The sequence below is a fragment of the Achromobacter xylosoxidans A8 genome (assembly GCF_000165835.1).
GTDB lineage: Bacteria > Pseudomonadota > Gammaproteobacteria > Burkholderiales > Burkholderiaceae_B > Achromobacter > Achromobacter xylosoxidans_B.
Map to the genome: position 1 here is coordinate 5,406,641 of NC_014640.1, position 18,449 is coordinate 5,425,089.

Annotated in this window: 18 protein-coding genes; 9 read left to right on the forward strand and 9 right to left on the reverse strand. The window is 66.7% G+C overall.

All coding sequences use genetic code 11. The annotated features are described in order from the left end of the window. Positions 1-11 precede the first annotated feature (11 nt). Positions 12-920 carry a helix-turn-helix transcriptional regulator gene (locus AXYL_RS24910; protein WP_013395643.1) on the reverse strand — a complete coding sequence of 303 codons (909 nt, stop codon included), beginning with the start codon at positions 918-920 and terminating at the stop codon, positions 12-14. Positions 921-1,100: 180 nt separating this feature from the next. On the opposite strand from AXYL_RS24910, the gene AXYL_RS24915 reads away from it, so the two are divergent. From AXYL_RS24915 to AXYL_RS24950, 8 genes are all read left to right on the forward strand, one after another. Continuing rightward, positions 1,101-1,571 carry a DUF4863 family protein gene (locus AXYL_RS24915; RefSeq protein WP_013395644.1) on the forward strand — a complete coding sequence of 157 codons (471 nt, stop codon included), beginning with the start codon at positions 1,101-1,103 and terminating at the stop codon, positions 1,569-1,571. 65 nt (positions 1,572-1,636) lie between these two features. Beyond that, positions 1,637-3,196, forward strand: a complete 1,560-nt coding sequence (locus tag AXYL_RS24920) for a benzoate-CoA ligase family protein (RefSeq protein WP_013395645.1) — start codon at positions 1,637-1,639, stop codon at positions 3,194-3,196. Beyond that, complete coding sequence (locus tag AXYL_RS24925) at positions 3,193-4,017, forward strand: alpha/beta fold hydrolase (protein WP_013395646.1); 825 nt, start codon at positions 3,193-3,195, stop codon at positions 4,015-4,017. The genes AXYL_RS24920 and AXYL_RS24925 overlap by 4 nt, the downstream gene beginning before the upstream one ends. 36 nt (positions 4,018-4,053) lie before the next feature. Beyond that, positions 4,054-5,214 (forward strand): ABC transporter substrate-binding protein, encoded by a 1,161-nt coding sequence (locus AXYL_RS24930; protein ID WP_013395647.1) that lies wholly within the window; start codon positions 4,054-4,056, stop codon positions 5,212-5,214. A gap of 31 nt (positions 5,215-5,245) precedes the next feature. Continuing rightward, positions 5,246-6,127 (forward strand): branched-chain amino acid ABC transporter permease, encoded by an 882-nt coding sequence (locus AXYL_RS24935; RefSeq protein ID WP_013395648.1) that lies wholly within the window; start codon positions 5,246-5,248, stop codon positions 6,125-6,127. Positions 6,128-6,129: 2 nt separating this feature from the next. Further along, positions 6,130-7,215, forward strand: a complete 1,086-nt coding sequence (locus AXYL_RS24940) for a branched-chain amino acid ABC transporter permease (protein ID WP_013395649.1) — start codon at positions 6,130-6,132, stop codon at positions 7,213-7,215. Next, on the forward strand, positions 7,208-7,972 hold the full coding sequence (locus AXYL_RS24945; protein ID WP_013395650.1) for an ABC transporter ATP-binding protein: 765 nt from the start codon (positions 7,208-7,210) through the stop codon (positions 7,970-7,972). Before AXYL_RS24940 ends, AXYL_RS24945 begins: the two co-directional genes overlap by 8 nt. Next, the gene (locus tag AXYL_RS24950) at positions 7,969-8,679 is read left to right on the forward strand and encodes an ABC transporter ATP-binding protein (RefSeq protein ID WP_013395651.1); all 711 of its coding nucleotides are present in this window, start codon (positions 7,969-7,971) and stop codon (positions 8,677-8,679) included. The genes AXYL_RS24945 and AXYL_RS24950 overlap by 4 nt, the downstream gene beginning before the upstream one ends. A 1-nt stretch (position 8,680) precedes the next feature. On the opposite strand, the gene AXYL_RS24955 is transcribed toward AXYL_RS24950, so the two are convergent. From AXYL_RS24955 to AXYL_RS24975, 5 genes are read right to left on the reverse strand one after another with little or no spacing between them, the layout of a single operon-like run. Beyond that, complete coding sequence (locus tag AXYL_RS24955) at positions 8,681-9,784, reverse strand: ABC transporter ATP-binding protein (RefSeq protein ID WP_013395652.1); 1,104 nt, start codon at positions 9,782-9,784, stop codon at positions 8,681-8,683. Further along, positions 9,781-10,584, reverse strand: a complete 804-nt coding sequence (locus AXYL_RS24960; RefSeq protein WP_013395653.1) for an ABC transporter permease — start codon at positions 10,582-10,584, stop codon at positions 9,781-9,783. Before AXYL_RS24960 ends, AXYL_RS24955 begins: the two co-directional genes overlap by 4 nt. Further along, entirely contained in the window at positions 10,581-11,408 is an 828-nt protein-coding gene (locus AXYL_RS24965) for an ABC transporter permease (protein WP_013395654.1), read from the reverse strand. Before AXYL_RS24965 ends, AXYL_RS24960 begins: the two co-directional genes overlap by 4 nt. A 4-nt stretch (positions 11,409-11,412) precedes the next feature. Beyond that, positions 11,413-13,050 (reverse strand): amidohydrolase, encoded by a 1,638-nt coding sequence (locus AXYL_RS24970; RefSeq protein ID WP_013395655.1) that lies wholly within the window; start codon positions 13,048-13,050, stop codon positions 11,413-11,415. Between the two features lie 9 nt (positions 13,051-13,059). After that, a complete protein-coding gene (locus AXYL_RS24975) occupies positions 13,060-14,181 on the reverse strand; it encodes an ABC transporter substrate-binding protein (RefSeq protein ID WP_013395656.1) in 1,122 nt (373 codons plus the stop codon). 110 nt (positions 14,182-14,291) lie between these two features. Here AXYL_RS24975 and AXYL_RS24980 point away from each other — a divergent pair, with 110 nt between their 5' ends. Next, positions 14,292-15,248, forward strand: a complete 957-nt coding sequence (locus AXYL_RS24980) for a LysR family transcriptional regulator (RefSeq protein WP_013395657.1) — start codon at positions 14,292-14,294, stop codon at positions 15,246-15,248. A gap of 14 nt (positions 15,249-15,262) precedes the next feature. Here AXYL_RS24980 and AXYL_RS24985 read toward each other — a convergent pair whose 3' ends face one another. From AXYL_RS24985 to AXYL_RS24995, 3 genes are all read right to left on the reverse strand, one after another. Next, positions 15,263-16,819 carry an acetolactate synthase large subunit gene (locus AXYL_RS24985; protein WP_013395658.1) on the reverse strand — a complete coding sequence of 519 codons (1,557 nt, stop codon included), beginning with the start codon at positions 16,817-16,819 and terminating at the stop codon, positions 15,263-15,265. Positions 16,820-16,979: 160 nt separating this feature from the next. Then, a complete protein-coding gene (locus AXYL_RS24990; RefSeq protein WP_013395659.1) occupies positions 16,980-17,732 on the reverse strand; it encodes an amino acid ABC transporter ATP-binding protein in 753 nt (250 codons plus the stop codon). Positions 17,733-17,736: 4 nt separating this feature from the next. Further along, positions 17,737-18,429, reverse strand: a complete 693-nt coding sequence (locus tag AXYL_RS24995; RefSeq protein ID WP_013395660.1) for an amino acid ABC transporter permease — start codon at positions 18,427-18,429, stop codon at positions 17,737-17,739. Positions 18,430-18,449 lie beyond the last annotated feature (20 nt).

Consider the following 18,449-nt stretch of genomic DNA (forward strand, 5'->3'; position numbering starts at 1 on the left):
ATCGAGCCAGCCTATAGCGGCAGGCCGCAGGCTTTGCGCACCTGGGTGCGCAGGCCGGCAAAGCTCTCCTGCACCTCCAGGTTGCTGGTGACCCAGGTGAGATCCGCCTTGGCGTAGAAGGCCTCGCGCCCGGCCAGGATGCGCTTCAGGTCGGCCATGGCCTCGTTGTTGCCCGACATGGGGCGGAAGTCGCCCTGCGCCATGACCCGGCCCATGTGCTCCTCGGGCGTGGCGCGCAGCCAGACCGTATAGCAATGCGCCAGCAGCAGGTTCAGCGTGGCCGGCTCGGACACCAGCCCGCCTGGCGTGGCCAGTACCATTTCCGGGTAGATCTGCACGGCTTCTTCCAGCGCCCGCCGTTCGTAGCGGCGATAGGCGTTGGGGCCGTACAGATTGTGGATCTCCAGGATGCTGCATCCCGCCACGCGCTCGATCTCGCGGTTCAGCTCCACGAAGGGATAGCCGAGATCGTCGGCCAGCATCTGGCCCAAGGTGGACTTGCCCGCGCCGCGCAGGCCGATCAGCGCCACGCGCTGGGTGCGATTGGGGCGCTGCGCGCCCGCTCCCACCCCGAACAGCTGGGTCAGGGCCTCGCGCGCGCGCTGCAGATCGGATTCCGTGCGGCCGCTGAGCAGTTCGCGGATCAATAGCCAATCGGGCGATTCGGTGGTGACGTCGCCCACCAGTTCGGCCAGCGCGCAGTTGAAGGCTCGGGCGATCTGCAGCAGCACCAGGATGGAGGCGTTGCCCACCCCGTGCTCCAGGTTGGCCAGATGACGCTCCGATACGCCGGTCACCTGCGACAGCCCCTTGCGGGTCATGCCGCGTATGGCCCGCAGGCGCCGCACCCGCTCGCCCAATGCCACCAGGAATGCTTCCCGCCTGGGTTCGGATGGCGCCGCGTCTAGCGCTTGATTCATGTTTACGTGACTCCGCAAAAACCCTGATTACCACGTTTTATGCACTATAGTGCTTGACCCTAATCAATGGAAGCACTATTTTTCCTTCATCGAGTCCAAAGCGGCTCGGCTCATGCGCAAAAAAACAGCAGTCGATTTCATCTCGATTCTGAAGCGCCGACAGTGTAAAGGAGGAGCCCGGTGAGTACGCCTGACCAATTCCATGCCCTGATGCGCGAGGTCGCGCGCCTGACGCAAGGCCAGCCGCTGGACGCCGCGCTGCAGGAAAGCCTGAACCGCGAAGCTGGCCCCCAAAGCGCCCTGTTCCAGGAGATATACGCCACCTGTAGGCAGGGCGTGGCCGAGGGCTGGATGTGCAGCCGGGAAGGCGGCGGCATCCGCTATGGCCGCGTCATCAAGCCGGCGCCGGACCTGGCGGACTGCTCGGTGGACGTGGTCGACATGAACGATCTGGCCGGCCCCCACCACGCCCATCCCAATGGCGAGATCGACATGATCATGCCGCTGACCGAGGGCGCCCGTTTCGACGGCCACGGCGCCGGCTGGCTGGTCTACGGCCCCGGCAGCGCGCACAGCCCGACCGTGAGCGGCGGCCGCGCCCTGGTGCTGTACCTGCTTCCGGGCGGCGCCATCGAATTCACGCGGTCCTAGCGCCGCCTTGCCGCCAGAAAAAAACACACCGCGCGGCCCCACCCACAGGACATCAGGAGACAACCGTGAACGCCTGTCCCGCCGAACTCAACTTCGCCAGCCACCTGGCGGCGCTCAACGCGCCGCGCGCGGCCAAGCCGGCCTACATCGACGACACGCGCCAGATCAGCTACGGCGAACTGGCGGAGCGGGTGGCGCGCATGGCCGGCGCGTTGCGCCAGCTGGGCCTGCGGCGCGAGGAGCGCATCCTGCTGCTGATGCAGGACAGCGTCGACTGGCCGGTGGTATTCCTGGGCGCGCTGCATGCGGGCGTGGTGCCGGTGGCCGTGAACACCCTGCTCACCGCCGACGACTACGCCTACATCATCGGCCACAGCCGCGTGAGCGCCGTGTTCGCGTCGGGCACCTTGCTGCCCGTGGTGCAGGCGGCGCTGGCGCAGGCTTCGGCCGACGTCGAACATCTGGTGGTCTCGCAGCCGGCCGGCCCTCTGCCCGAGGCCGCGCGCGAATTCGAATCGCTGCTGGCGGCGGCGCCGCTTGCGCCCGCGGCGCGCACCCTGTCCGACGAGATCGCCTTCTGGCTGTATTCCTCCGGCTCCACCGGCAAGCCCAAGGGCGTGGTCCACACCCACGGCAACCTGTGGCATACCGCCGAACTCTATGCCAAGCCCGTGCTCGGCATCCGCGAGGACGACGTGGTGTTCTCGGCCGCCAAGCTGTTCTTCGCCTATGGCCTGGGCAACGGGCTGACCTTTCCCCTATCGGTCGGCGCGACCGTCATCCTGATGGGCGAACGCCCCACGCCGCAGGCGGTGTTCCAGCGCCTGACCCGGCACCGGCCCACGGTGTTCTACGGCGTGCCCACGCTGTACGCCAGCATGCTGGCCTCGCCCGACCTGCCCCCGCGCGAACAGGTGGCCATGCGCATCTGCACGTCGGCCGGCGAAGCCCTGCCGCGCGACATCGGCGAACGCTACACGCGCCACTTCGGCTGCGAGATCCTGGATGGCATCGGCTCCACCGAGATGCTGCACATCTTCATCTCCAACCAGACCGGGCAGCTGCGCTACGGCACCACGGGCAAGCCGGTGCCCGGCTATGAAGTGCAGCTGCGCGACGACAGCGGCGCCCTGGTGCCGCCCGGCGCCATCGGCGACCTCTACATCAAAGGCCCGAGCGCGGCCCTGATGTACTGGAACAACCGCGACAAGACCCGCCAATGCTTCCTGGGCGACTGGCTCAAGAGCGGCGACAAGTACACCTGCGACGCGGACGGCTACTACACCTATGCCGGACGCAGCGACGACATGATCAAGGTCAGCGGCCAGTACGTGTCGCCGGTCGAGGTCGAGAACATCCTGGTGCAGCACGAAGCCGTGCTGGAAGCCGCGGTGATCGGCGTGCCGGACCATGACGGCCTGGTCAAGACCAAGGCCTATGTGGTGCTGCGTCCCGGCTTCGAGCCCGACGCCCAGACCGGCGCCGCCTTGCAGAACTACGTGAAGCAGCACCTGGCGCCGTTCAAGTATCCGCGCCAGATCAATTTCACCGAGGAACTGCCCAAGACCGCCACCGGGAAGATACAGCGCTTCCGCCTGCGCCAGCTGGAAGAGGCCACGCTATGAGCGCGTGCGACGTGGCCGAGACCGTCTTTGCCGAGTTCCATGCCGGCGGGCGCGACCTGCGCCTGGAATGCCAGTGGCTCGAGTCCGATCGCGCCGGCGCGCCGCTGCTGGTGTTCCTGCACGAAGGGCTGGGCTCGGTGTCCATGTGGAAGGACTGGCCCCGGCGCGTCTGCGAGGCGGCCGGCTGCCGCGGGCTGGTGTATTCGCGCTACGGCTACGGGCAATCGACGCCACGGCCACCCGAAGAAAAACGGCCGGTGGATTTCATGCACACCGAGGCGCGCGAGGTGCTGCCCGCCTTGCTGCGCGCCCTGGACGTGGACGCCGCGCGCGACAAGCCGGTACTGTTTGGCCACAGCGACGGCGGCTCCATCGCTCTGCTGTACGCCGCGATGCATCCGGACGCCGTCGCCGGCGTGGTGGCCGCGGCCCCGCACATCCTGGTCGAAGACGTCTCGGTCGCCAGCATCGCGCAGGCGCGCCAGGCCTATCTGGAAACCTACCTGCGCGCCCGGCTGGGCCGCTATCACGCGGACCCGGACTCGGCATTCTGGGGCTGGAACGACATCTGGCTGGACCCCGCGTTCCGCCGCTGGAACCTGGACGAATACCTGTCCCGCATCGCCTGTCCAGTGCTTGCCATCCAGGGCCTGGACGACGAATACGGCACCCTGGCGCAGATCCGCGGCATACGCCGGCTCGCGCCCCAGACCGAACTGCTGGAAATCCCCGACTGCGGCCATTCTGCGCACAAGGACCAGCCGGCCCGCGTTATCCAGGCCATCGCCGGCTTCGTCGGCGGCCTGGCACAACCCCGCTGACCTCGCGTCGGCCCATAACAAGCACGGAGACTAACCATGAACCACGCCCTGACCCGGGCTGCGCTCGCCGCGGCTCTGACGCTCGCCGCCACCGGCGCCCAGGCCGCCGACAAGATCAAGGTCGGCTTCATGCTGCCCTACAGCGGCACCTACGCCGCGCTGGGCAACGCCATCGAGAACGGCTTCAAGCTGTACGTCGCCGAGCAAGGCGGCAAGCTGGGCGGACGCGAGATCGAATACTTCAAGGTGGACGACGAGTCCAATCCCGCCAAGGCCGCCGAAAACGCCAATCGGCTGATCAAGCGCGACCAGGTCGACGTGCTGATCGGCACCGTGCACTCGGGCGTGGCGATGGCGCTGGCCAAGGCCGCCAAGGATGCCGACACCACCTTGATCGTGACCAACGCGGGCGCCAATGCCATCACCGGCCCGCTGTGCAGCCCGGGTATCTTCCGCACCTCGTTCACCAACTGGCAGCCCGCCTACGCCATGGGCCCGGTGGCCTTTGCCAAGGGCCACAAGACGGCCGTTACCATCACCTGGAAGTACGCGGCCGGCGACGAGGCCATCGGCGGCTTCAAGGAAGGCTTCGAGAAGGCCGGCGGCAAGGTCGTGAAGGAACTGAGCCTGCCGTTTCCCAACGTGGAGTTCCAGCCGCTGCTGACCGAGATCGCGGCGCTCAAACCGGACATGGTGTTCACGTTCTTCGCAGGCGGCGGGGCCGTGAAGTTCGTGCAGGACTACCATGCAGCCGGCCTGGGCAAGACCATCCCGCTGTACGGCTCCGGCTTCCTCACCGACGGCACACTCGAAGCCCAGGGCGCTTCCGCGCAAGGCCTGCTGACCACCCTGCACTATGCCGACGGCCTGAACACGCCGCGCGACAACGCCTTCCGCGCCGACTACAGCAAGGCCTACAAGGCGCAGCCCGATGTGTACGCGGTGCAGGGCTATGACGCGGCGCAGCTAATGCAGTCGGGCCTCGCCGCGGTCAAGGGCGACTTCGCCAAGAAGGAGGACTTCCGCAAGGCCATGCGCGGCGCCACGGTGGACAGCCCGCGCGGCCCCTTCACGCTGTCCAGCGCCGGCAACCCGGTGCAGGACATCTATCTGCGCCGCGTCGACGGGCTGGAGAACAAGGTCGTCGATGTCGCGGTGAAGAAGCTGGCCGATCCGGCCCGCGGCTGCAAGCTCTGACGCTGACCGCAATCCGCCACAGGGAGGCCCCATGGACATCAGCATCCTGCTCATCCAAAGCCTGAACGCATTCCAGTACGGCTTGCTGCTGTTCCTGGTGGCCAGCGGACTCACGCTGATCTTCGGCATCATGGGCATCATCAATCTGGCCCACGGCAGTTTCTACATGATAGGCGCGTACATGGCGTTCGCGCTGGGACCGGCCGTCGACCGCTGGCTGGGCGGCGGCTTCCTGGCCACGCTGGCGATCTGCGTGCTGGCCGCCGGCGCACTGGGCTATCTGCTGGAAGCCGCCTTCTTCAGCTACCTGTACAAGCGCAACCACCTGCAGCAGGTACTGATGACCTACGGCCTGATCCTGGTCTTCGAAGAGCTGCGCAGCATCCTGGTGGGCAACGACGTGCACGGCGTGCCCCTGCCCGCCTGGCTGCAAGGCAGCATCGCGCTGGGCGATGTCATGACCTATCCGGTCTACCGGCTGTTCATTTCGGCCGTCGGCATCGCGGTGGCGCTGCTGCTGTACTGGGTCATCACGCGCACGCGGCTGGGCATGATGCTGCGGGCGGGCGCCAGCAACCGCGAAATGATCGGCTCGCTGGGCATAGACATCAACAAGCTCTACCGCCTGGTATTCGCGGCCGGCGTGGCGCTGGCGGCCCTGGCGGGCAGCATCGCCGCGCCGGTGTCCTCGGTCTACCCCGGCATGGGCAACGGCGTGCTGATCATCTGCTTCGTGGTGGTCGTGATCGGCGGCATAGGCTCGATCCGTGGCGCCTTCCTGGCCGCGATGCTGGTGGGCGTGGTGGAAACCTTCGGCCAGGTGCTGTTTCCGTCCGCGGCAGGCGTGCTGGTGTATCTGCTGATGGCGTTCATACTTCTTTGCAAGCCCGAAGGGCTGTTCAAGCAGGGCTGACCATGTTGAACCGACTATTGCCCATTGCGGCGCTGCTGGCCCTGGCCGCCTTTGCCTGGAACGGCAGCGACTACTACACCGGCCTGGCGATCAAGATCATGATCTACGCGATCTTCGCGCTCAGCCTGCAACTGCTGGTAGGTGGCGCCGGACTGGTCAGCCTGGGCCATGCCGCCTTCTTCGGCATCGGCGCCTACGTCGCGGCACTGCTGTCGCCGGAATCCGAGGCCGCGGGCCTGTGGTGGCTGCTGCCGGCCGCGCTGCTCGCCGCCGCGGCCTATGCGCTCGTGACTGGCGCGCTGGCGCTGCGCACCCGCGGCGTGTATTTCATCATGGTCACACTGGCTTTCTCGCAGATGGCGTATTACGTTTTCCACGACACCAAGATTGGCGGCGGCAGCGACGGCATCTATCTGTACTTCCGGCCCGAGCTGTCCGTGGGCGGCTGGATGCCGTTCGACCTGGGCGACGCGCGGACCTTCTATTTCTTCGTGCTGGCCTGCCTGGCGCTGGCCTGGGGCTTTCTGGCGCTGCTGCGGCGTTCGCCTTTCGGCGCTGCGCTGGCCGGCATCCGCATCAACGAACAGCGCATGCGCGCGGCCGGCTACTCGACCTATCCGTACAAACTCGCCGCCTATGTGGTGGGCGCCACGCTGGCCAGCCTGGCGGGCTTTCTATTCGCCCTGAAGGACGGCTTCGTCACGCCCGAGCTGCTGGCCTGGGAACAATCCGGCCTGGTGCTGCTGATGGTGATCCTGGGTGGCATGGGCAGCCTGGGCGGCGCGGTGCTGGGCACCGTGGCACTGGTGCTGCTGCAGGAACTGTTCCAGTCGCAGGAACTGTTCGGCGACTACGCGCGCCATTGGCACCTGCCCCTGGGCATCGCCATCATCGCACTGGTGGCCTTGCTGCCCAATGGCCTGGCCGGATTGCCGGCTCAGTTGCGCCAGCGGCGCGCGGCGCGCAACGCTGCGCCCAGCCCGGGCCACGACGCCGCCCGCAATGCCGCGCCCAAGCCGGACACGGCCCCTTCCGGCCGTCCGCCGGCCCCTGCCCGCCTGCCCATCCAGGGAGAGCCCCATGTCTGACGTCCTGCTTGCCGCCAGCGCGGTCACGCGCCGCTTCGGCGGCCTGACGGCGGTCAACGGCGTGTCGCTGCAATTGCGACGCGGCCAGGTCCATGCCGTCATCGGCACCAACGGCGCGGGCAAGTCCACGCTGATCAACATCCTGTCGGGCGAACTCGCGCCCAGCAGCGGCCAGGTGATGCTGGGCGGCCGCGACATCACCGCCTGGCGCCAGCCCGACCGCGCCCGCGCCGGCCTGGGCCGCAGCTACCAGCGGTCCACCATCTTTCCCGAACTGAGCGTGTTCGAAAATTGCAGGCTGGCCGCCCAGGCGCGCCGCCAGCGCTTCTGGCATTGGTGGCGCTCGGCCGCGGAATGCCGCCACAGCGCGGACCTTGCGCGCCACGCGCTGGAACGCACCGGACTGGCCGACGAGGCCGCGCGCGAGGCCGGGCTGCTGCCGCACGGCCGCAAGCGCCAGCTTGAAATCGCCATGTGCCTGGCGGGCGAGCCGCAGGTGCTGCTGCTGGACGAACCCCTGGCCGGCATGGGACCGGAGGAAACCGACCGCATCCTGGAACTGCTGGAAGCGCTCAAGCCCGGCCACGCCATCCTGCTGGTGGAACACGACATGGACGCGGTCTTCCGCGTCGCCGAAACCATCACCGTCATGGTCAACGGCGCCGCCATCGCCAGCGGCAAGCCGGACGAGATCCGCGCCAACCCCGACGTGCGCACCGCGTACCTCGGCGAAGAGACGCATGGAGCCCCGCTATGACCGCATTGATCGAAGCCGGCGGCCTGCACGTCTATTACGGCGCCAGCCACGTGCTGCGCGGCATAGACATGCATATCGCGCCGGGAGAATCCGTCGGCCTGGTGGGCCGCAACGGCATGGGCAAGACCACGCTGATCCGCAGCCTGATGGGCCACGTCAAAAGCGCCCAGGGCAGTGTGCGGGTGGACGGGCGCGACTGCACCCGCGCGCAGCCGCATGCCATCGCCCGCATGGGCGTGGCCTACGTGCCTGAAGGACGCGGCATCTTTCCCAACCTGAACGTGCGCGAGAACCTGCAGGTGGCGGCGCGCGCCGGCCGGGACGGCCGCCAGGAATGGACCTATGCACGCGTGCTGGAGGTGTTTCCACGCCTGCAGGAACGCCTGGGCCATGGCGGCCAGCAGTTGTCGGGCGGCGAACAGCAGATGCTGGCCATAGGCCGGGCGCTGATGACCAACCCCGAACTGCTGATCCTGGACGAGGCTACCGAGGGCCTCGCGCCGCTGATCGTGGCCGAGATATGGAAGATCATCCGGCAGATCCGCACCAGCGGCATGTCCACCCTGATCGTGGACCGCAACTACCGCGCGGTGCTGGAACACACCGACCGCTGCCTGGTGATGGAAAAAGGCCAGATCGTGCAGGATGGCGAGAGCGCGTCGCTGGCCCGGCAGCCGGAGCAGCTGACGCGCTATCTGGGGGTATAGGTCAGGCCGGCTCCGCAGCATCCAGAACCGTGACGGCCGCGGCGTCCAGCACCACGCTTACATCGCCTCCCGGCCGCAAGTCCGCAAGACCAGGCGCGCCGGCGACCAACTCCAGATACAGCGGCGTGCCGCGAGGTGTGCGCAACAGGTAGTTGAGCAGATTGCCCGCATAGCTGAGCGCTTCTACCTTGGCCTGCAGGCCGGGATGCCCCGCAGGCGCCAGGCGTAACTGGTGCGGCCGCACCACCAGACGCACGTTGTCGCCGGCGGCATGCGCACGGCTGACGGCCCCCGCCTGTATCGTGCCCCCTTCGTAGTCCACCGCCACGCCGTCCTGGTCGACGGACCGCACCGTGCCTTCCAGCACGTTGCTGCGGCCCAGGAACTCGGCCACGAACAGGTTCGCCGGCCGCTCATAGAGTTCAGAAGGCGAGCCGATCTGCGCGATGCGGCCGTGGTTGAAGATCACGATGCGGTCCGACATGGACAAGGCCTCTTCCTGGTCGTGCGTCACATACAGGAACGACGCGCCGGACTCCTTGTTCAACTTGCGCAGTTCCCATTGCAGATCCGCGCGCAGCTTTTTATCCAGGGCGGATAGCGGTTCGTCCAGCAGCAGCGCGTCGGGCCGGTACACCAGCGCGCGCGCCAGCGCCACGCGCTGCTGCTGCCCGCCCGAAAGCTGCCGGGGATATCTTGCCGCGTAGGCGCCGAGCTGCACCTGCTCGAGCGCGGCGCGGGCGCGGCTGCGCGCCTCGGCCGCGGATACACCGCGTATCGACAAGGGGAACTTCACATTCTGTTCCACCGTCATGTGGGGAAACAGCGCATAGCCCTGGAACACCATGCCGAAACCCCGCTCCTCGGGCTGACGCCGCGTGATCGGTTCGCCCCTGTGGAAGATCTCGCCCGCAGTAGGCGTGACAAAGCCCGCGATCGACATCAGGGTGGTCGTCTTGCCGGATCCCGACGGGCCCAGCAGCGTGAGGAATTCTCCCGGAGCCAGCGAGAAATCGACGCCATCCAGCGCCACCGTGGCGCCGAACAACTTGCGCAGTCCCTGCACGCGCAGCAGGGGTTCAGATGAAGCAAGAGACGGATTCATGAGGGTTCCCGCTTTCCTTTCCGGTGCGCAAGCAAGCGCTCGACGCACAGGCAGATGAAGGTGATCAAGATCATCAAAGTAGCCACGGCCGCGATGGTGGGATCGACGTTCTCGTTGATTCCATCCCACATCGCGCGCGGCAACAGATAGACGTTGCGCGTGGTGATAAAGAGCAGCACGACCAGTTCATCCCAGGACACGATGAACGCGAAGATCGCGCCCGAAACGATGCCGGGCCGGATGCCGGGCAAAGTCACGCGCCGCAGGACTTGCAGGGGCCGCGCACCCATGGAACGGGCCGCCTGCTCCAGGCGCGGATCGAAATTGGCCAGGGCCGATCCGACCGACACGAACACGAAGGGCGTGGCGGCCACGACATGCGCCAGTACCACCCCGGTGTAGGTATCGAGCAAGCCCAGGTCGATGTACAGGCGGTAGTACGCCAGCGCGCCCACGATGGTGGGCACGATCAGCGGCAGCAAGGCAAGCATGCGAACCAGGCCGCCCATGCGCGCGCCCAGCTTCCACGCACCGATGGCGGCCGCGCAGCCCAGCGCGGTGGCGGCAAGCGTCGAAACCGCCGAAACGGCAACGCTCTGCAGCAGGCTGTCGCGCCAGACCGGGCTTTCCACCAGTTGCCTATAGTGTTGCAAGGACCAGGATTCCGCCGGAAACGACAGATAGCTGCGGTCGGTAAACGAAACGGGAATGACCACCAGCGCCGGCAGAAAAAGGTAGGCCAGCACCAGTGCCGCGACCAAGGCCGCCGCCGCGAACCACCATGAAGGACGTATGCTCATGGCGCACCGAACAGGGAAGGAACGCGCACACAGCGCGACATCAGGATCAAGCTCAGCACCACGGTGACCAGCAAGGCGCTGGCGAACGCGGTCGAGATTCCCCAGTTCATGGTTTCACTGATGCCGAACTCGATGTACTGCGCCACCATCACGGTCTTTCCTCCGCCCAGCAAGGCCGGCGTGATGAAGAACCCCAAGCAGAAGATGAAGACCAGCACCGCCGCTGCCAACACGCCCGGCAGGGACAGCGGCAGGTACACGCGCAGGAAGGTCTGCACCGGTCCGGCTCCCAGCGCGCGCGAGGCCGCCATCAACGACCGGTCCATGCCCAGCATGTTGGTCAGCATCGGCAACACCGCGTAGGGAATCATGTAGTGCACCATGCCTATCAGCACGCCGGTCTCGTTGCGCAACAGCGCCAGCGGCCGGTCGATCAGCCCCAGCGCCATCAGCGTCGCATTGACCACGCCCTCCTTCGACAACAACAGAACCCAGGCAAACGCCCGCACCAGCACCGACAGCCAGAACGGCACCAACAGGCATATCGTCATCCAGCTGCGCACCTGCTCAGGCACGTTGGCCATGACATAGGCCACCACGTAGCCCAGCGTCAGGGCAATGACCGTGGTCCAGATGCATACCCTGGCCGTGGTGGCCATGATCTTCAGATAGAGCGGTTCTGTGAACAGCGCCACATAATTGCCGATGCCCGCGACGGGCTCGGTGAAGCTGATCGCCAGGATGCGCAGGACCGGCAGCAGGAACAAACCTCCGACCAGCAACACCACGGGCAGAACCAGCACGGCGGGAAGCGAGCGCTGCATGGGTTCAGTCCTCCTCGGGAAGTTGATCCGCCCACGATGCAAGCGGCGAACGGAATACGGCGCGGCCGCCGACCAGCGTGGCGCGCACCGCGGCCTCCTTGATCTGGTCAGCGGGAATGCGATACAGGTCACGGTCCAGCACGATCAGGTCGGCCAGCTTGCCCGGCGCCAGCGTGCCCTTGCTTGCGTACTGGCGCTCGGCCCGCGCCGGATTGACGGTGTAGCAACGCATGGCCTCGTCCACCGAAATCGCCTGCGCAGCGCCGATCCCGGCCCCCGAGGCGGTCTTGCGATTGACCATCGACCACATGCCCAGGAAGGGATTGCGGTCGCATACCGGCGCGTCCGAATGCCCGCAGACCAGCACCCCCCGATCCAGCATGTCGCGGTGCGGCCACAGCCAAGGCCAGTCCGATTCGGGCCGGTTGCGCAGATAGGCGTCGCCCAGGTTGTAGGCAAAACCTGCCGCCGAGGAATCGATCACGCCCAGGCGCGCCATGCGCGCCTGGATCGCGGGCGGCGCGCAGCAGCAATGTTCGATGCGCGGCGGCACCGCGCCGGGATGCATGGCAAGCGCATGCTCGAACGCATCGAGCGCGAAATCGATGCCGCGGTCGCCGTTGCCGGTGGCCGCCGCCTGCAGGCCCGCGGCCATGACCCGGCCCACCTTGAAGGCCAGCTCCTCGGCGGAGAAATTCACGTCGCCGAATTCCTGCGGGGCATCCGTCTTGCCTGCCAGGGCAGCATAGGGCCGGTAGTACGCAGCGGTGCGGCCGCTGGTGCTGCCGTCCGATCCATACTCCACGCCGAGCAGGTGCAGGTATTCATCGCCAAAGCCAAAGCGCAGGCCCGACCGGATGACATCGTCGACCAAGGCTTCGTCGCGCCCGTTGAGCATCATGCCCACGCGCACGGGCAGCTTTCCCGCCGCATGCAGCTGGCGGTACGCCTGCATCGCCAGGGCGCTGGTCAGGGCGTTGTGCACGCTGGTGATACCCACCCTGGCCATCTCGCCGAAAATCGCCGGATAGCCTTCGAGGTAGTCGTCCACCCGGTCGCCCGCCGCGATATGCGTCGTGAAGGCGAAAACGCCACGGCCCCGCGCCATGCCCTCGGCCGGGTTCAGGCAATGCTCCGGAACCGTGCGCGCCAGGCCGCTGGCCGCGAGGCCGTCGAACGCGGCCTTGTTGGCCACGCCTACTTGCGCATCCCGTCGCAGCAGAAATACCGGCCGTCCCGGCGCCGCCGCGTCCAGCGCCGCCCGCGAGGGATAGCCGCCGATATCGTTCTCGTCCAGGCGAAATCCCAGGTACCAGGCGCCTGCTGGCGCGCTGCCGTGGAATGCCGCGATGCGCCACAGCAACGCCGCTGGCGAACCGATGCCGGAAAGATCGTCCCAGCGTCCGGCCTTGACCGCCTGTCCGTCCGGATGGCAATGGCTGTCATTGATCCCCGGCATGGCGAAGGCGCCGTCCAGGTCGATCTTCGCCGTGGCGGGCCCGGCCAGCGCCAGGCAGTCCGCGTCCGTGCCCGCGCCGACCACGCGGCCGTGTCGTATCGCCAGCGCCGACACGACGCCCAGGGTTTCATCGAGCGTGGCGATGCGGCCGCCATGCAACACCATATCCGCGTATGCGCTCATGTTGGCGGCTCAACCCGTGATGACTTTGACGTATTCGTTGTAGATGCGGTCCTGGTTCTCGCCATGCCAGGTCGCATCCGCCACGATCTGCTGACGGAAATTGTCATCGTCGGTGGGGTTGTCCTTGCGCAGTTCCGGCGGAACTAGCGCATTCGCCGCGGGGTTGGCCGGCCCGTTGCCCATCAGCCGCAACAACTCGATCTGGCTTTCCGGCGATTGCGTCGAGGCGATGAAGTCGAACACCTTGCGCCCGGCCGGGTTGCCCTTGGGCACCAGCCAGCCTGCGGGAATCAGGATGCCCTGGTTCCAGGTGAAATCGATGGTCGAGCCGGGTTCCCGCCGCATCACGGTCGCGCGGGTATGCCACACCAGTCCCATGCTGGCCTCGCCTTGCCGCAGCAATTGCTGGCTCTCGGCCCCCGTCTTCCAGAAGATCGCGTGCTCCTTGATCGCCGCGATCTTGTCCAGCGCGCGCTTCTCGTCGATGGGATAGATCTTAGCCGCCTCCGCGGGCACGCCATCGGCCATCAGCGCGGCCTCCAGCGAGGCCAGCACGCGGTCCGGCAAGATGCGCGTTCCAGGAAAGTCTTTCGTGTTCCAGAAATCGGCCCAGGTCCGGGGCACGCGATCGCCGAAGGCCTTCTTGTCATACGCCAGCACAAAGCTGTAGATGAAATGCGAGATCCCGTACTCGCTGCTGAAACCGGGCCGCACCTTATTGCGGTCGACGATCGTGTAGTCGATCGGTTCCAGATAGCCGCGCTTGCCCAGCGAATGCGCCGCGGCAAGATTGGCGTCGCACACGTCCCAGACTACGTTCTTCGATTCCACCATGGTGCGGATCTTGCCGAACGAAGGGCCGGTGCCATCGAACTCGACCTTGGTGCCGCTCGCCTTTTCAAAGGGCTTGCCCCATACGGTAGGCTGGTGCTTGATGGCGTCCCCGCCCCAGTTGCAGACGACGATCTTGCCCGCATCGGCGCGCGCGCGGCCCAGCGGCAACATGGCTGAAACGCCAGCCGCACCCAGCAAGGCCAGCAACTGGCGGCGGTGCGCGGAACTCAACGAGGGATCGCTCAGCGCAAGGCGCGCCGCATCGGTCAGGCAAGGGTCTTGCGTAGGCGTCTTCATCGGCTTGCTCCTGTTGGGGATAAGGGAGCGGGCATGATGACGGCGCCATTTCTTTCATGCAATATATGAGCTTTGCACCTATCCGTACTTCCCCCTAGGCCCTCTTGCTCATGAGCCCTCGCTCGCATCTCGGACTGGCCAGATCCCACGAACCGCGCGAACCCAGCTTCGCGCAATTGGGGGTATTCAACGCCATCATGATTTCAGGCTCGGTGTCGCGCGCGGCAAAGCTGTTGGGCATGACGCAATCCGCAGCCAGCAAGATGCTGCGCCAGCTCGAGGACGACACGGGCCTGCTGCTGTTCGAACGCGCGCACCAGCGCCTGGTGCCGACGCCGCAAGCGCTGCGGTTGCAGGAAAGCGTGGAGCATCTCTACGGATCCTATGGCGTGGTGCAGCGCCTGATCGGCAGCCTTGCCAATCCGGACCACGGCAACGTCACCGTGGCCGCCATACCCACGCAGGCAGCGACCTTCATTCCGCAAGCGGTCAAACACTTGCGCGAACGCCACCCCGGCATCACCGTTACGCTGGAAATCCTGGCCAACCAGCCGGTCGTCGACCGCGTGCTGAATGGACAGGCGGATTTCGGCCTGGTGCATGACATCACCGCCTCGCCCGACACGCACAACGAAGATCTCGGCCCACAGCACCTGGTCTGCGTCGCCGCTCGCGGCCACCGCTATGCCGGCCTGGATCACGTCACGGCGCAGGACCTGAAATCCGAGACCTTCCTCTCGTACGGCCCGCAGACGAATTTCGGGAGTTTCCTGGAGATCGCGTTCTCCGAGGCCGGCCTGCACATGCCGGTGTCAGTCGAGGTGACCTCCTCGGCGGCGCTGCTGGCGCTGATACGCGCGGGCGTGGGCGTGGGCCTGGTGGAGCCCGCCGCCATCGTGCCTTTTCCCGAAGACCAGTTCGTGGTCAGGCCTTTCCGTCCCAGCCTGCTGATCCATTCGCGCATTGTGCGCTCGCGCATACGGCCTCTGACGCGGCACGCCGAACTGCTGCTCGACGAATACCGCGCCGTCATCGCCGCGCCCCAGCCCGGCTATTTCCTGAACTGAGGCGCGCGGACCGTTCAGATCACCGCTTCGATCAGGAACGGGCCACGGCGCTTCAGGCCTTCCTGCAGCGCGCGCGCGAATCCTTCCACCGTGTCCACGCTGACCGCTTCCACGCCCATGCCGCGCGCCAGATGCGTCCAGTCCAGATACGGTTCCTCAAGGTCCAGCATGCGGCGGGCGTTGCGGCCCGGCTCCAGCACGCCCACGTTCTTCATCTCGCCGTGCAGCGTGGCGTAGGAACGGTTGGCCAGGATCACCGTCAGGCAGTCCAGGTTCTCGCGCGCCTGCGTCCACAGCGCCTGCAAGGTGTACATGCCGCTGCCGTCGGCCTGCAGGGTGACGACCTTGCGGTCGGGGCAGGCGACCGCGGCGCCGGTCGCCAGGGGCAGGCCGATGCCGATGGCGCCGCCCGTCAGCATCAGCCAGTCGTGCGGCGCGCTGCTGGCGCTGTAGATGGGAAACTCGCGGCCCTGGGTGATGGACTCGTCGCAGACAATGGCTTGCTCGGGCAGATGATGCGCGACCAGCACGTTGACGGCGGCGCCGGTCAGCTTGCCGGACTGCGGCACCTCGTAGTTGGCCGGAGCCGCCGCCAAGCGCGGCGCGTCCTGAGCAATGCCGAGTTCGTCGGCCAGCCACTCCAGCGCATGCGCCAGGTCCTGCTCGGGCGTGCCCAGCACCACCTGCTTGCAATCGGGCGGCGCCAACAGGCTGGGCTTGCCGGGATACGCGAAAAAGCCGACCGGCGCCTTCGCGCCCACCAGTACCAGATGGCGCACATCCTTCAGTTTGGCCACCGCCAGGTCGATGGGATACGGCAGGCGATCCACCGGCGTGCGCGCGCCGCCGCGCTCGATGCGGCGGTTCGAGGTTTCCGATACCAGCCGCACGCCGGTGGCGCGCGCGATGCGGCCGGCGGCGTTCAGCGCGCGCTCGCGCAGTGCGGTGCCGCCCAGCATCAGGGTCGTGACTTCGCCCGATCGGATCGCGGCGGCCGCCGCGCGCACCGCCTCGGCCGAGGTCTGGGCCAAGGCCTCGCCCTTGGCCAACACCGGCGCGGTGTTTTCCGGCAGATCCGTCCAGGCCGCGTCGGCCGGCAGGATCAGCGTGGCGATATTGCCGGGCGAACGGCGCGCCACGCTCACGGCCTCGGCGGCATCGGCGGACAGGTCGGCGGCCTGCATGGTGCGCTTGACCCAGTGCGACATCGGACGCGCGACGCCCTCGACGTCGCTGGTCAGCGGCGCGTCGTACTGGACGTGATAGGTGGCGTGGTCACCCACGATGTTGACCATGGGCGTGCGGGCGCGCTTGGCGTTGTGCAGGTTGGCCAGGCCGTTGCCCAGCCCGGGGCCCAGATGCAGCAGGGTGGCGGCAGGCTTGTCGGCCATGCGCGCGTAGCCGTCGGCCGCGCCCGTCACCACGCCTTCGAACAGGCCCAGCACGCAACGCATCTTCGGTTTGCGATCCAATGCCGCGACAAAGTGCATTTCAGATGTGCCCGGGTTCGCGAAGCAAACATCCACATCGTTGGCCAGCAAGGTATCGCAAAGACTATCAGCGCCGTTCATCGTTTTTCCCTGATCATTTTCCATGGGCGGTGCATGGGCGCATGTGCGCCCGCATGACATGCATGATAGGTAGCGTAGCCGAAACCGGCTAGAGCCATTTCAGGCCGTCGTCATGGAACCATTCCGCAGGTTCCGCCAAGCGGAATTTGCAGGGGCATCCTCAGCCCAGTATCTGCCCAAGGAAGGCCTGCGCGCGCTCGGTGCGCGGCGCGCGGAAGAAATTGTCCGGCGTGTCCGCTTCGACGATCGCCCCCTGGTCCATGAAAACCACCCGGTCGCCGACCTCGCGCGCAAAGCCCATCTCGTGCGTGACGCACACCATGGTCATGCCGTCGCTGGCCAGCGCCACCATGGTGTCCAGCACCTCTTTGACCATCTCCGGATCCAGCGCGGAAGTGGGCTCATCGAACAGCATGATCTTGGGCCGCATGCACAGGGCCCGCGCGATCGCCACGCGCTGCTTCTGGCCGCCGGACAGCTGACCCGGATACTTGGACGCGTGCTGCGGGATCTTCACCCGCTCCAGGTATTCCATGGCGCGCGCTTCGGCCTCCTCGCGCGGCACGCCTTTCACCAGCATCGGCGCCAGCGTGCAGTTATCCAATACGGTCAGATGCGGGAACAGGTTGAAGTGCTGGAACACCATGCCAACCTCTGCACGGATGCGTTCGATGTTCTTCAGGTCGTCGTTCAGTTCGATGCCGTCGACCACGATGCGGCCCTTCTGGTGTTCCTCCAGGCGGTTCATCAGCCTGATGGTGGTGGACTTGCCGGAACCGGACGGCCCGCACAGGATCAGTTTTTCTCCGGGCAGCACCTCCAGCGCCAGGTCGTCCAGTACCTTGAAGTCGCCATACCATTTGCATACGCCCTGCATGGTGATGATAGGGGCGGCGTAGTTCAATCCATCCATCGCATCAGGCCTTGGAAATGTCGTGGTTTTCGCCCGCGCCGCTCCAGTACCCCGGCACGGTCAAGCGCTTTTCGGAACGGCGGAACAGGTACGCCAGCACGCTGCACATGGCGAAGTAGATGACGCCCACCATGGTGTAGACGGTCAACGCCTGAAAGGTGGCGCCCGCCAGCATTTCGCCCGCGCGCATCAGTTCATAGACGCTGATGACGGCTACCAGCGAGGTTTCCTTGATCAGCACCAGCGCGTAATTGCCCAGCGCCGGGAACACGGTGCGCAACGCCTGCGGCAGTACGATGCGGCGCAGCCGCTGCACCTTGCCCAGGCCCAGCGCGCGCGCCGCCTCGTACTGGCCGCTATCTACCGACTGGATGCCGCTGCGGAACAGCTCCGCCAGATAGGCGCCGAAGTTCAGCGTCAGCCCCAGCACGCCGGCGACGAAACCGTTGATGACCACGCCCATCTCGGGCAGGCCGTAGTAGATGTAGAACAGCTGCAGCAGCAGCGGCGTGCCGCGTATCACGTCGATGTAGAAACGCGCGCCGCGGCTGAGCAGCCGCGATGGCGACAGGCGGCACAGACAGACGAGCAGGCCCAGGGCCACCGCCAGGAATGCCGAACAGAAAAACAGCGCCAGGGTCCAGACCGTCCCTTCGGCAAGGGGGGCCAGGTACATGCGCAGGGTCGCGAGATCCAAGTCGTGCTCCTTATCCGTGC

What these genes read in the sequence shown, in the direction of transcription:
- AXYL_RS24970 (WP_013395655.1), bottom strand. Translation starts at nt 13,050, where the DNA reads ATGAGCGCATACGCGGATATGGTGTTGCATGGCGGCCGCATCGCCACG.
- AXYL_RS24925 (WP_013395646.1), top strand. Translation starts at nt 3,193, where the DNA reads ATGAGCGCGTGCGACGTGGCCGAGACCGTCTTTGCCGAGTTCCATGCC.
- AXYL_RS24960 (WP_013395653.1), bottom strand. Translation starts at nt 10,584, where the DNA reads ATGAGCATACGTCCTTCATGGTGGTTCGCGGCGGCGGCCTTGGTCGCG.
- AXYL_RS24965 (WP_013395654.1), bottom strand. Translation starts at nt 11,408, where the DNA reads ATGCAGCGCTCGCTTCCCGCCGTGCTGGTTCTGCCCGTGGTGTTGCTG.
- AXYL_RS24940 (WP_013395649.1), top strand. Translation starts at nt 6,130, where the DNA reads ATGTTGAACCGACTATTGCCCATTGCGGCGCTGCTGGCCCTGGCCGCC.
- AXYL_RS24955 (WP_013395652.1), bottom strand. Translation starts at nt 9,784, where the DNA reads ATGAATCCGTCTCTTGCTTCATCTGAACCCCTGCTGCGCGTGCAGGGA.
- AXYL_RS24985 (WP_013395658.1), bottom strand. Translation starts at nt 16,819, where the DNA reads ATGAACGGCGCTGATAGTCTTTGCGATACCTTGCTGGCCAACGATGTG.
- AXYL_RS24945 (WP_013395650.1), top strand. Translation starts at nt 7,208, where the DNA reads ATGTCTGACGTCCTGCTTGCCGCCAGCGCGGTCACGCGCCGCTTCGGC.
- AXYL_RS24930 (WP_013395647.1), top strand. Translation starts at nt 4,054, where the DNA reads ATGAACCACGCCCTGACCCGGGCTGCGCTCGCCGCGGCTCTGACGCTC.
- AXYL_RS24980 (WP_013395657.1), top strand. Translation starts at nt 14,292, where the DNA reads ATGAGCCCTCGCTCGCATCTCGGACTGGCCAGATCCCACGAACCGCGC.
- AXYL_RS24910 (WP_013395643.1), bottom strand. Translation starts at nt 920, where the DNA reads ATGAATCAAGCGCTAGACGCGGCGCCATCCGAACCCAGGCGGGAAGCA.
- AXYL_RS24975 (WP_013395656.1), bottom strand. Translation starts at nt 14,181, where the DNA reads ATGAAGACGCCTACGCAAGACCCTTGCCTGACCGATGCGGCGCGCCTT.
- AXYL_RS24950 (WP_013395651.1), top strand. Translation starts at nt 7,969, where the DNA reads ATGACCGCATTGATCGAAGCCGGCGGCCTGCACGTCTATTACGGCGCC.
- AXYL_RS24990 (WP_013395659.1), bottom strand. Translation starts at nt 17,732, where the DNA reads ATGGATGGATTGAACTACGCCGCCCCTATCATCACCATGCAGGGCGTA.
- AXYL_RS24935 (WP_013395648.1), top strand. Translation starts at nt 5,246, where the DNA reads ATGGACATCAGCATCCTGCTCATCCAAAGCCTGAACGCATTCCAGTAC.